The 13,291-nt window shown below is 65.2% G+C and carries 9 protein-coding genes; 8 read left to right on the top strand and 1 reads right to left on the bottom strand.

Annotated features, from left to right (window positions below):
* The 8 genes from V2B31_RS06825 to V2B31_RS20030 all read left to right on the top strand — a co-directional run.
* Positions 1 to 1,406 (top strand): TonB-dependent receptor (locus V2B31_RS06825; protein WP_328276717.1); only part of this gene is annotated, 1,406 nt, incomplete at its 5' end.
* A 98-nt stretch (positions 1,407 to 1,504) separates the two neighbouring features.
* Positions 1,505 to 2,755, top strand: a complete 1,251-nt coding sequence (locus V2B31_RS06820; RefSeq protein ID WP_328276715.1) for a spinster family MFS transporter — start codon at positions 1,505 to 1,507, stop codon at positions 2,753 to 2,755.
* A gap of 91 nt (positions 2,756 to 2,846) precedes the next feature.
* A complete protein-coding gene (locus tag V2B31_RS06815; RefSeq protein WP_328276713.1) occupies positions 2,847 to 5,666 on the top strand; it encodes an MHYT domain-containing protein in 2,820 nt (939 codons plus the stop codon).
* A gap of 87 nt (positions 5,667 to 5,753) precedes the next feature.
* Complete coding sequence (locus V2B31_RS06810; protein WP_328276712.1) at positions 5,754 to 7,439, top strand: GH35 family beta-galactosidase; 1,686 nt, start codon at positions 5,754 to 5,756, stop codon at positions 7,437 to 7,439.
* A gap of 244 nt (positions 7,440 to 7,683) precedes the next feature.
* Positions 7,684 to 9,027 carry an LLM class flavin-dependent oxidoreductase gene (locus tag V2B31_RS06805; protein ID WP_328276710.1) on the top strand — a complete coding sequence of 448 codons (1,344 nt, stop codon included), beginning with the start codon at positions 7,684 to 7,686 and terminating at the stop codon, positions 9,025 to 9,027.
* Positions 9,024 to 10,604 carry an FAD-binding protein gene (locus V2B31_RS06800; RefSeq protein WP_328276708.1) on the top strand — a complete coding sequence of 527 codons (1,581 nt, stop codon included), beginning with the start codon at positions 9,024 to 9,026 and terminating at the stop codon, positions 10,602 to 10,604. The genes V2B31_RS06805 and V2B31_RS06800 overlap by 4 nt, the downstream gene beginning before the upstream one ends.
* On the top strand, positions 10,601 to 10,990 hold the full coding sequence (locus V2B31_RS06795) for a 4Fe-4S dicluster domain-containing protein (RefSeq protein WP_328276706.1): 390 nt from the start codon (positions 10,601 to 10,603) through the stop codon (positions 10,988 to 10,990). The genes V2B31_RS06800 and V2B31_RS06795 overlap by 4 nt, the downstream gene beginning before the upstream one ends.
* A gap of 122 nt (positions 10,991 to 11,112) precedes the next feature.
* Entirely contained in the window at positions 11,113 to 12,228 is a 1,116-nt protein-coding gene (locus tag V2B31_RS20030; RefSeq protein ID WP_422247735.1) for an aldo/keto reductase, read from the top strand.
* Here V2B31_RS20030 and V2B31_RS06780 read toward each other — a convergent pair.
* Positions 12,179 to 13,267: a Gfo/Idh/MocA family protein gene (locus V2B31_RS06780; protein WP_422247736.1), complete on the bottom strand. Its 1,089-nt coding sequence runs from the start codon at positions 13,265 to 13,267 to the stop codon at positions 12,179 to 12,181. The genes V2B31_RS20030 and V2B31_RS06780 overlap by 50 nt on opposite strands.
* Positions 13,268 to 13,291: the final 24 nt, after the last annotated feature.

Here is a 13,291-nt window from a genome sequence, read left to right as displayed (position 1 = left end):
TCAGCGCCTGGCGCAAGGATGACAGCGCCTCGCCGATCGACTTCGACGCGCTGCCTGCGGTCGATGTCGACGTGCCCGCCTTCTACTTCAACGAACAGCTGAGCCAGGAATTCCAGCTTCAGGTCGATGCTGGTCCGCTCAAGGGGATGGTCGGCTTCTATTATCTGGACGCCAGGGCCGACACCGCGTTCGACGTGCGGCTGTTCACCACGGTCGCGGGCCTCACCGCCTTCACCCAGGCGAATGTGGACACCGAAACCTATGCGGTGTTCGGCGACTTCACCTATGATTTCAGCCCGCAATTCAGCGTGTCGGCCGGCGGCCGCTACACCTGGGACGAGCGCACCGCCGACATTCTCCGGCAGAATTATCTCGGCGGCGGATCGCCGGTGTTCGGCGGGGCGGGCCTGCCCTTCGGCGCGCCGAGCACGGATTTCAGCGGCAAGGCCAACTACAAGAAATTCACGCCGCGCTTTTCGGTCAGCTACAAGCCGACGCCCGATCACAATGTCTATGCCAGCTATTCCAAGGGCTTCAAGGGCGGCGGCTTCGATCCGCGCGGGGTGGGCACCAACGCGCCGGACCTGAATGGCGACGGCGTGCGGCAGGACAGCGAAGTCGCCTCCTTCCTCGCCTTCCGCCCGGAAGAGGTCGACAGCTATGAGGTCGGCTACAAGGGCAACCTCATGGACGGCGCGCTTTATGTGGCGCTGGCGGGCTTCTATGCGGACTATAAGGATGTGCAGATACCCGGATCGGTCGCCTGCACCGTCGCTGTCGGCGGCGTCCCCACTCCCTCCTTCTGCGGCATCGTGTCCAATGCGGGCAAGGCACGGTTCAAGGGGCTGGAGTTCGAGAGCAATGCGCGTCTGGGCCGCGACATGATGACGCCCGGCGATCGCCTGAACCTTCAGACGGCGATCGGCTATATCGACGCGCAATATCGCGAGTATATCACCAATATCGGCGGCGTGCCGACCGATGTAGCGGCGTTCCGCAAGGTGCAGAACACGCCCAAATGGACCGCAAGCGGGACATTGTCCTATCAGACGCCGGTAGGCGACGGCAGCCTCTACGCCGGGACGACCGTGTCGTGGCGGTCGAAGACCTATCAATTCGAGATTCCCAACCCCTATATCGATCAGAAGGGCTATGCGCTGTGGGACGCCAGCATCGTCTATACCGCGCCCGATGATCGCTGGAGCCTCGGCGTCCATGGCAAGAATATCCTGGACAAGGAGTATAAGACGTCGGGCTACACCTTCGTCGCGGCCAACCCGGTGACGGGCGCGATCATCAACAACGCCGCCGGCTTCCCGACGCCCTCGCTGGGGCGGGAGGGGACGCTGACGGCCTTCTATGGCAATCCGCGGCAGGTTTTCGTGACGGCGACGGTGAAGTTTTGATTTCGTAACGCCTCCTCCGTTCGGTTCGAGCTTGTCGAGAACCCTTCGCGCATCGGTTCTCGACAAGCTCGAACTGAACGGAGATGGGTGAGAACCGCATGACCGACCAGACCGCCTCCCCCCGCTATCGCGCCGTCGTACTGGCGATGCTGTTGCTCGTTTACACGTTCAACTTTCTCGACCGGCAGATCCTCGGCATCCTCGCCGGGCCGATCAAGGCGGAACTGGGCCTCACCGATACGCAGCTCGGCGCGCTCGGCGGTATCGCCTTCGCCCTCCTCTATTCGACGCTGGCGATCCCGCTGGCGCTGCTCGCCGACCGGACCAGCCGGACTTGGGTCATCACTGTCAGCCTGGCTGTCTGGAGCGGCTTCACTGCGCTGTGCGGGATGGCGGGCAGCTTCGTGCAGCTGTTCCTGTTTCGGGTCGGCGTGGGCGTAGGCGAAGCGGGCGGGGTTGCGCCCTCTTATGCGGTCATTTCAGACTATTTCCCGGCGCACCAACGGGCGCGGGCGCTCTCCATCTATTCGCTCGGAATCCCTTTGGGGTCGGCGGGCGGCGTATTGCTGGGCGGCTATATCGCGCAGGCGGTGGAGTGGCGCACGGCCTTCATCGTCGTGGGGGTGCTGGGGCTGCTGATCGCACCCATCTTCCGGCTGGTGGTGCGGGAGCCGGCGCGGCCTGCCCGCAGCGGCGATGCGGTGCCGGTCTCGGCCGTGTTCGGCATCCTCGCGCGCAAACGCAGCTTCTGGCTGCTGGCGCTGGGCGCGGCATCGAGTTCGATGTGCGGCTATGGCGTCGCCTTCTGGCTGCCGAGCCTTCTCATGCGCAGCTTCGGCCTCGATCTTCTGGGGGCCGGGCAGTTCCTCGGCGGGCTGCTGCTGATCGGCGGGGTTGCGGGCGTGCTGCTGGGCGGATGGCTGGGCGATCGGATGGGGAGCGGCGACCGCGCTTATTATGCCTGGGTGCCGGCGGTGAGCTATGTGGTCGGAATGCCGCTGTTTGTCATCGGCGTACTGTCCTCCAGCGTCACCTTCGCCTTCCTGCTGTTCCTGATCCCGCAGGCTTTGGTCTATGTCTGGCTCGGCCCGGTGCTGACCGCCGTTCAGCATCTGGTGCCCGCCCATATGCGCGCCAGCGCCTCGGCCAGTTTTCTCCTCATCAACAATCTGGTCGGCCTGGGCCTTGGCAGCTGGGCCGTTGGCAGCCTGTCGGACGCGCTGACGCCGCAGTTCGGGACGCAAGCGCTGCGCTACGCGATCGTCGCGGCGCTGGGCTTCTACCTTCTTGCCGGGCTGTTCATGGCGCTGGCGGGAAAGGCGCTGCGCAAGGATTGGGTCGCGGCCTGACGCGCGAGCCGCGGGCGGTGCAGCCACGCCGCGACACCTATATTGCTCTAGGATGTTGCGATCAAAGCTATGCTATGGGAATCCCCTCTGCATGATGATGCATGGGACACACAATCTGGCCCTGGTGGTCCTGTCGATCGCGATCGCCATATTCGCGTCCTTCACCGCGCTCAATCTGGCTGACCGGGCACGCGAATCCCGTGGCAGGATGCAACAGGGCTGGCTTGTCGCGGCCGCCCTCGTTCTCGGCGGCGGCATATGGAGCATGCACTTCGTCGTCATGTTGGCGTTCAGCATGCCCGGCATGACGATCGGCTATGATATCGGCCTGACCTTGTTATCGCTGGCATTGGCGATCGGCTTCACCGGCGCGGGTTTCGCCCTCGCGAGCCGCAGCCCTGTCTCGGCGACGCGGGTGCTGTCGGCCGGGTTGCTGATGGGGTCGGGCGTGCTCGCCATGCATTATACCGGCATGGCCGCCATGCGGATGGATGCGAAGCTCAGCTATGGCTGGCCCTGGCTCTTGACCTCCGTGCTGATCGCCGCGACGGCTGCAACCGCCGCCATGTGGCTGACGACGCACGCGCAAACCCTGCGCCGCCGGCTGGTGGCAGCGATCGTCATGGGCGTCGCTATAGCAGGGATGCATTTTGCCGGGATGAAGGCGGCGATATTCTCAAGCGCCAGCCACATGGTCGTGGGCCGCGGCAGCGAAACGCTCGCGCAAACCACCCTCGCCATTGCGATCAGCGCCTTCACGATATTCATCCTGCTGATGGCCTGCGGGGCCGCCGCCATCGAGCGGAACCTGAGCGCCTATGTCCGGCGGCAAGCCCGGATTGCGATGCGCCTCCGCATCGCGGACATATTGCGCGCGGAAGATACCGCAGCAGCGTTGCGGCAGGTCGCCGAAGCGATCGGCGAGCATTTCTCCGTATCGCGCACGGGGTTCGGAGAGCTGAGCCAGGCCGACAACATCTTCCAATATGATGTCTGCTGGACTGACGGCTCTGTACCGCCGCTTCTGGGGCGCCTGCCTGCCGCGTCCTTCGGCGTGAAGATCGTGGCTGATCTGAGCGCAGGGCGAACGGTCGTCATCCAGGATCTGATGGAAGCGGACCTGAGTGATGAAGCGCTCACACGAGAGACGGCCAGACAGGTCGACACCAGGGCGATATTGGTCGTGCCCTTCCGACGCGGGGGACAGCTGCATACCATCGTATATCTCAACAGCCGCACGCCCCGCGCCTGGCATGTTGAGGAAGTCGAATTCATGGAGGAGCTGGCCGAGCGCGTCCGCCTGGTGATCGACAGGGATGCGGCCGAAGCTCAGCTGCGCGAACTGAACGCCACGCTGGAGGCACGGATCGAGGCGCGGACGAAGGAGCTGCAAGATGCTGAGGTGGCTCGACGAGAAGCCGACATGCTTTATCGGGCCTATTTCCAGAACACGCCAGATCCCCTTTTCGTCGTCCGAGTGGAAGACGATGGCGGCTTTCTCGTCGAGCAAATCAATCCGGCACATGAGGCCGGCGTCGGCTTTCAATTCGAAACAATTCGCGGCAAGCGCGTCGAGCAGTTTTTGCCTAAGGAAATCTCCGCCACGGTCATAGCGGCCTATCAGGTGGTCGTCGAAACGCGCGACATTCATCAGTATCGCGAGGCGTTTCAGCTGTCCGGTTCGCCCCGTATCTGGGACACCACGTTGATCCCGCTATTTTCCGATGCTGGAGCGGTAGAGCGCATCATCGGATCGAGCCGCGATGTCACCAAACAGGTGGCGGCCGAAGAGGCGCTGCGGCAGGTGCAGAAGATGGAGGCCATGGGTCAGCTGACCGGCGGCGTCGCACATGACTTCAACAACCTGCTGACACCGATCATGGGGGCGCTGGATCGCCTCGACGCCAAAGGGTTGGGCGATGAGCGGGACCGCAAATTCATCGCGGCGGCGATGCAATCAGCGGATCGCGCCAAAACGCTCGTCCATCGTCTGCTTTCCTTCGCGCGCCGACAGCCGCTTCAACCCGTGCCGGTCGATGTGTCGGGCTTGGTAGCGGGCATGACAGACCTGCTCGGCAGCACCCTTGGTCCCCGGATCGAGCTGGTGGTGGATGCGCCGGCCGGTCTTCCCGCAGCCGTCGCCGACCCGAACCAGCTTGAAATGGCGCTCCTCAATTTAAGCGTGAATGCGCGCGACGCCATGCCCGATGGGGGCGCATTGCATCTCACCGTCTCACGATCCTTGGTGCAGGACAATGAAATCGACGGCATGGCGCCGGGGGATTATATCTGCCTTTGCGTCGCCGACACCGGAATGGGGATGGATGAGGAAACGAAAAAACGCGCGATCGAGCCCTTCTACTCCACCAAGGGCGTGGGACGCGGGACGGGGCTTGGATTGTCCATGGCTCATGGTCTGGCGGCGCAGCTTGGCGGCGCGCTGACGATCGACAGCGTGCTCGGCAAGGGCACGACGATATGCCTCTGGCTCCCATCAAGCGGAGAAAGCGTCCGTTCGGGAGCTGATGCACCAGCGCCCGCGATCATTCCCTTCAGCGGATGCACCGCCATTCTCGTCGATGATGAAGACCTGGTGCGCGAGTCGGCGGCGCAGATGCTGGGCGATCTGGGTTTCGAGGTGACGTCCGCCACGTCGGCCGATGAAGCACAGATCATAATCGGTCAGGGAATGAAGCCGGATTTGCTGATTACCGACCATCTGATGCCCGGAATGACCGGAACGGAACTGGCTCGATCCGTTCTGCAACGGCTGCCTGAAACGCAAGTGCTTGTCATGTCGGGATATGCCGACGCCAAGGGCATTGATCCGGACCTGCCACGCCTCACCAAGCCCTTTCGCCAGGCGGAATTGGCTGGTGCAATCCGTCAGTTGTGGCGAGGCCGCCCATAGCCTGAACAAGATGCCGTCCGTCTTGGCACTGCGGCCTGCCGTTGCTAATGGTAACGTTCCCATTCTAAAACGGCGGAGAGGAATTCGATGCGACCCATGATCGCTTTGCTATTGGCTACAGGGCTTTGCCTTCTTTCTCAGCCCGGCCGATCCGCCTCATCCTCCGCCCCCGCTCTGCCCCATTTCGAGCAGCGCGGCGAAGCGACGCAGTTGATCGTAGACGGCAAGCCGTTCCTCGTCCTCGGCGGCGAGGTCAAGAACAGCAGCACCAGCGACCTCAATCATTTCAGCCGCAAATGGCCGCTGCTGGTGCGCGACAATCTCAACACCGTGCTGGTCCCCGTCGCCTGGGAAACGATCGAGCCGGTCGAAGGCCGGTTCGACTTCAGCAATGTCGATGGGCTGATAAAGGGCGCGCGCGACCATGACCTGCGGTTGGTCTTCCTCTGGTTCGGCACCTGGAAGAACACCTTCTCCAGCTATGTCCCCGCCTGGGTGAAGCGCGACCAGCAGCGCTTCCCACGCATGCAGACCGCCGACGGGCGCGGCACGGAACGAATTTCCACCCTGTCGACAGCCGCCCGCGATGCCGACGCGCGCGCCTTCGCGCAGTTGATGCGCCATTTGAAGGCGGTGGACGGCGCGCGCCAGACGGTGCTGATGGTGCAGGTCGAAAATGAAGTCGGCGTCATCCCCGAATCGCGCGATCGCGCCCCCGATGCCGAAGCCGCGTTCGCCCGGCCGGTGCCGGCGGAATTGATGGCCTATCTGGCGGCGCACCGCGCCTCGCTGAACCCACAGCTGCGCGCCGCCTGGGAAGCGGCGGGCGGGCGCTCGACCGGGACATGGATCGAGGTTTTCGGGGACAATGGCATGACGGACTCGCTTTTCATGTCCTGGTCCTACGCCCGGTATATCGATCATGTCGCCGCCGCCGGCAAAGCCGAATATGCGCTGCCCATGTTCACCAACGCAGCGCTGATCCGCCCCAATTACGAGCCTGGCCAATATAATTCCGGTGGTCCCCTGCCCTTCGCCATCGATATATGGAAGGCGGGCGCGCCCACGCTCGATTTCCTCGCGCCGGACATTTATTTCGACAATTACGCTTATTGGGCATCCGAATATCGCAGGCCCGACAATGCGCTGTTCGTGCCCGAAGCGCGCGGCGGCGCGGCAGGTGCGGCGAACGCGCTCTACACTTTCGGCGCTCTCAAGGGCTTTGGCTTCTCGCCCTTCGGGATCGACGAGCGCGGCGTACAGTTGGCGGGCGACCCCAGCGTCGGACTCGGCACCGGCGGGGATGGCGACCCGGTCATCGGTGCGCTCTACGGCGTGCTGGAACAGCTTGCGCCGCTGCTGCTCCAGAAACAGGCTGAAGGAAGGATCGCCACCATCATCATGGAAGGGTCGGCGCAGCGGTCCGGCCGGGGCCGCATCGGCGACTATATGGTCAACATGATCCGCGCCAGCGGCCCCGACGGCACTGTCGATCCTGCCAGCCGGGTCGCGGCGATGTTCCTCCAGACCGCGCCCGACGAATTCATCGTCGTCGGCGCGGGCGACATGCAGATTAATTTCACCACGGACCGCCCAGGGCCGCCCATTGTCGGCATCGAAAGCATTGACGAGCAAATTCTGAAGGACGGCGCGATGGTCAATGGCCGCAGGCTGAACGGCGACGAAAATGGCCAGGGTCAGTCGTTGCGGCTCTCCTCTTCGGACGCCTCGGAAGGGAAAGTGTATCGCGTCCGCCTCTACCGCTATCGTTGACTGCTTTGCGATCCTCCCTCGGCGGCGACCAAGAAGCCGTCTGACAAACGCGCACCAGTCCCCCCTGGGTGCACTTCGGGCTGATAAGGCAACGGCTTAGCCTGCTGGAGACCGCCGCTCCGCACGGATGCGAGCTTGGGTCGGGTCGCTTTGAACAAAATCAGCGGTGGTTGAGCAGCTCTCGTTATTCCGCAGCGTGCCGCCGCTCTACCGTCCCGTCTCAGTCTGGCAGGAGGATTTGAGCATGAGCCAAAGGACCGAGCGGCAATTGCATCTGGGCGCGATACTGGAAGGCGTGGGCGCCGACCATCATAGCTGGCTCGACCCGGAGCTGCCCGGCGACGCCAGCATCGACATTGGCTGGTATATCGACAATGCCCGCCTCGCCGAGGCGGCGAAGTTCGATTTCGTCTTCATCGTCGATTCGCCCTATATCACGCCTGACACCGCCCCCCATTTCCTCAACCGGCTGGAGCCGCTGACCCTGTTGTCGGCGGTCGCGGCGAGCACGTCGCGCATCGGCCTGATCGGCACGCTCACCACCTCCTATTGGGAACCCTATAATGTCGCGCGGCAGTTCGGCTCGCTCGACCATATCAGCCGGGGCCGGGCGGGATGGAATGTCGTCACCACCGGCCTTGAGGGCGCGGCGCAGAATTACGGGCGCGACGCGCATTTCGAGCATGGCGTGCGCTACGCCCGCGCACGCGAGTTCGTGGAAGTGGTGAAGGGCCTGTGGGACAGTTATGAAGACGACGCCTTCCCGCGCGACCGCGCGGCGGGCCTGTTCCTCGACAAGAGCAAGCAGCATCGCCTCGACCACAAGGGCGCGCATTTCTCGGTCGCTGGGCCGCTGGCGCTCAGCCGGTCGCGGCAGGGCCAGCCGGTGATCTTCCAGGCTGGCGACAGCGGCGAGGGACGAGCGCTCGGCGCGGCGATCGCCGAGGGCACCTTCACCGCCGCGCAGGATTTCGACACCGGACGCGCTTATTATGCCGACCTCAAGGCGCGGGCGGCGGCGATCGGGCGCAACCCCGACCTCATCAAGGTGATGCCGGGCCTCGTCCCCACCATCGCCGAGACCGACGAGGAAGCGCAGGCCATCGCCGCCGCGCAGCAGCAGAGCCTCAGCATCGACAAGCTGCTGACCCAGGTCGGCCGCGCGTTCAACTATCATGATTTCTCGGGCTATGATCTCGACGCCCCCTTCCCGGACCTGACCGGCGTGACGCTCAACAGCTACAAGGGGCACGCCGAGCAGATCATCCGCGTGGCGGCGGCAGAGAGACTGACGCTCCGCCAGGCGGCCTATCGCTTCGGTCAGTGGAAGTCCGACTTTGTGGGGTCGCCCGAGACGATCGCGAACGAGATCGAGCGCTGGTTCACCGGGCGCGCGGCGGACGGCTTCATCCTGCGGGTAACGCGGCCCAAGGACTTCGCTTTGTTCCGCGAGAAGGTGGTGCCGATCCTCCAGGCGCGCGGCCTGTTCCGCACCGATTACGCCCATGACACGCTGCGCGGTCATCTGGGCCTGCCCGTGCCTGAACATCGACACGCGCAAGCGCCGATCGCCATCGCCGCGGAGTGAGCGATATCCTGACGCAGCGTTGCGACGTGCTGGTCATCGGCGGCGGCATGGCGGCCGCCTGGGCGGCGATCGCCGCCGCGAAGGCGGGCGCGTCGGTCATCCTTGTCGACAAGGGCTATGTCGGGACGAGCGGGGTCACGGCCACCGCCGGCCCCAATCACTGGTGGATACCGCCCGATCCGGTGCGGCGGCGCGAAGCGATCGAGCAACGGCACGCGGCGGGCCTGGGCCTCGGCGATCCGGCCTGGATGGAGCGGGTGCTCGATACCACCTGGCGCACATTGCCCGACCTCGCCCCCTATTACCGCTTCGGATCGGACGGCAAGGGCGGCGCTTATTATAGCGGCGTGCGCGGGTCGGAATATATGCGCGCGTTGCGCGCCTATGCTAGCGCCGCGGGCGCGCGCATCCTCGACCATCACCCCGCGCTACAGTTGCTGACTGACGAAGACGGCGCGGTCGTCGGCGCGAGGGGGCACGCACGGCTGACCCGCACGGACTGGGATATCCGCGCCGGTTCGGTGGTGATTGCGACGGGCGGCTGCGCGTTTCGCTCGGGCCTGATCGGCAGCCATGGCAATACGGGCGACGGCTATCTGATGGCGGCGGAGGCGGGCGCGGAGCTTTCCGGCATGGAATTCTCCATCCAATATACGGTCTCGCCCGCCTGGGCATCGACCCGCACTTTGCCCTACACCGCCGCACGCTATTATGACGCGCAGGGGCGCGAGATCGTCGCGCCGCCGCGCGGCCACGCCCATTATCAGGCGCTCGGCGCCGCGCTGCTCAAAGGGCCGGTCTATGCCGACCTCATCGACGCGCCCGCCGCGCTGCCGCCGATCCTGAAGGATATCCAGCCCTTCACGCCCCCTCCGTTCGTCCGCAAGGGGGTGGACCTGTTCAGGGATCGCTGGCCGATCAAGCTGTTCGGCGAAGGCACGATCCGGGGCAACGGCGGGCTGCGCATCGTGGATGAGGATTGCGGGACGAGCGTCGCAGGTCTCTACGCCGCCGGCGACGCCGCCACGCGCGAACTGGCGACCGGCGCGATCAGCGGCGGGGGCGCGGTCAACAGCGCCTGGGCGTTGACATCGGGCCAGATCGCGGGCGCGGCGGCGGCCCGTCGCGGGCTGGCCATTCGGGGCAAGGCTGCGGGCAGGGCGCTAGCAGTCGGATCGGCCGGGATCGCGCCCGCATCCGCCGATCGCCCCATCGACCGCAAGATGATCGAGGCCGACATCGATCATCATATGAACGGCTACCTGCATTCCCTCTGGCGCAGCCGAACGCAGCTCAGCGACTCCCTGGCCCTGCTCGACACCCACTGGCGCACGATCAGCGACCATAGTCGCGCTCAAGGGCTGGCGCTGGTCGCTCTGCGCGAGACGGCCGCCATGACCGCCACCGCGCGCTGGTGTACGGCGGCGGCGCTCGCCCGCAACGAAAGCCGGGGCATTCATGTCCGGGTCGATGCGCCCGCGCTCGATACGGCGGGCGGCGCGCGGCTGCTGACCGGCGGGCTGGATCGCATTTGGACCCGCCCCGAACGCCGCGTCTATGCGGAGGCGGCGGCATGATCGCGCATATTTTCGAGGATCTGTGCAACGGCTGCAACCGCTGCGTCGCCATCTGCCCGACCCATGTGCTGGACGCGGGCGACGGCGCCCCGGTGATTGCCCGGCTGGACCAGTGCCAGACCTGCTATATGTGCGAACTCTATTGCGAGGCCGACGCCATCTATGTCGGGCCGGACGCGCAGCAGCCGGAAAGCGTCGATCCGCAGGCGATCCGGGCGTCCGGCCATCTCGGCCGCATCCGCCGCGATCATGGCTGGGACCGGCCCGACGAGCCGGGGCATCTGGACCTGTATCGGCTGCTCGGCCCCCTGTTGCAGGAGGGCGGGGAAACCGCCGCCCGCCGCTACCGCGCGATAAGCGCCGGCGAGATAGACCCGGATCGATAAAGGGAACGCCTGCCTTCCGATGCGCCGCTCATAGGAACGTGAAAAATTCTCAACCCCGTGTCCCAGCCTGTTTGATAACGGCCGCTTTCGGCTAAAGCAGCCTCCGCGACGGGAGAGATCATATGCAGTATCGGACATTGGGACGGACGGACATCAAGGTCAGCCTCATCTGCCTCGGCACCATGACCTGGGGTTCGCAGAATAGCGAGGCGGAGGCGCACGCGCAGCTCGACTACGCCATCGCGCAGGGCGTCACTTTCATCGACACCGCCGAAGCCTATCCCGTCACGCCGGTCAGCCGCGAGACCCAGGGCCGGACCGAGGAATATATCGGCAGCTGGATCGCCAAACGCGGCAAGCGCGACGACATCATCCTGGCGACCAAAGTCGCTGGCCCCTCGCGCGAGCCGGTGCGGCAATTTCGCGGCGGCAACAACCGACTGGACCGGCGCAATATCGAGCAGGCGATCGACGACAGCCTCCAGCGCCTGCGGACCGACTATGTCGATCTCTATCAGCTCCACTGGCCCGACCGCCCGGTGCCCTCCTTCGGCGCGCGCGGGCTCGCCCAGATTGCAGACGCGCCGGAGGTGGTGCCGATCGAGGAGACGCTGGACGCGCTCGCCGGCCTCATAAAATCTGGCAAGGTGCGCCACATCGGCGTCTCCAACGAAACGCCCTGGGGCGTGTCCGAATATCTGCGGCTGGCGCGCGACCAGGGGCTGCCCCGCATCGCCTCGATCCAGAACGCCTATAATCTCCTGAACCGCACGTTCGAAATCGGCCTCAGCGAATTCGCGCTGCGCGAAGACGTAGGCCTGCTTGCTTATTCGCCGCTGGCCGGCGGCAATCTTACCGGCAAATATCTGGGCGGCGTGATCCCGCCCGGTTCACGCCGCGACGTGGCAAAGCAATTCGTCCGCTACGACCTGCCCGGCCAGGCGACGGCCAGCGCGCTATGTCGCCATCGCCCATGCCCATGGCCTCGATCCGGCGCAGATGGCGCTCGCCTATGTGAACAGCCGCGCCTTCGTGACCGCGAACATCATCGGAGCGACTTCCATGGAGCAGCTGAAGGCCGACATCGCCAGCGTGGACATCACCCTGCCGCCCGAGGCCATTGCGGCGATCGAAGCGGTGCATCGCGAGGTTCCCGATCCCTGCCCATGAGGGACAGCCGCTGGGGATTCAAAGCCCCAGTTCGGCCATCTCCACCACCCGCTTTTCGCGCGCGCTGATCTCCGCCGCCTGGCCGATCGCGACCGCGCGCAGCCCATCGAGCGCCGTGACCTCCACCCCGCCCTCGCCGCGCACAGCGCGGGCAAAGGCTTCGTGCTGGTAGTAGGTCGCGCCATAATGCGAGCCCGCCGCCATCGCGACCGGATCGACCGGCACATGCGCGCGCTCCACCGCCTTGTCCTTCAGGAACCCCACACGCGGCGAAAAGACGAGGTCGCCCGGCGGGATCAGCACGTCGAGCCGCGCCTTGTCCCCCGTCGCCGACATTTCCTCCTGATGCTCGGCCCCGTCGGCGAACATGCACAGGTCCAGCATCGCGCGCACGCCATTGGCGAAATCGACCGTGGTGAAACTATTGTCGATGATGTCGGGCGCGCGGCCGTCATAGCGCTCGTCAAGATGGTTCACGTCCATCGCGCCGGAGCAATAGACCCGCACCGGCTCGGCCTGGACGATGAGGCGCATGAGATCGAAGAAATGGCAGCATTTCTCGACCATCGTGCCCCCGGTATTGGCCGCAAAACGGTTCCAGTTGCCGACCTTCTCCAGGAAGGGAAAGCGATGTTCGCGGATCAGCAGCATCTGGAGCCTGCCGATCCGGCCGCCATGGATTTGCGAGATGAAGGCGGCGGCGGGCGGCATGTAGCGATATTCCATCCCGGTCCAAAAGGGCGCGGCCCGACCCTCGGCCCGGTCCACTACCCACCACGCATCCTCGACCGTGGTGCAAAGCGGCTTTTCGCACAGGATCGCGACATCGCTGTCCAGCAGCGGCTCCAGCACCGCGCGATGGGTGAAATTGGGCGAGGCGACGATCACCGCATCGACATCGCCGCCCTTCACCAGCGCGGCCGCGTCGGCATAAGCGGCGACGCCGTCCGCCTTCTCGCCCAGCGCCGCGCGCGCCCAGCCCAGCGAGGTTTCGACCGGATCGGCGATGGCGGTGATGGTCGCACCCGGCTGAATGAGGATGTTGCGGATATGCTCCACCCCCATCATCCCGGTGCCCACCACGCCATAACGTATAGTCTCTACCACTGGGATAATCCTTGTGCCATTGAG

The organism is Sphingobium sp. (genome assembly GCF_036170395.1).
Taxonomy (GTDB): domain Bacteria; phylum Pseudomonadota; class Alphaproteobacteria; order Sphingomonadales; family Sphingomonadaceae; genus Sphingobium.
The sequence above is the reverse complement of the archived record's forward strand: the minus strand, read 5'-3'. Positions and strand labels throughout refer to the sequence as shown.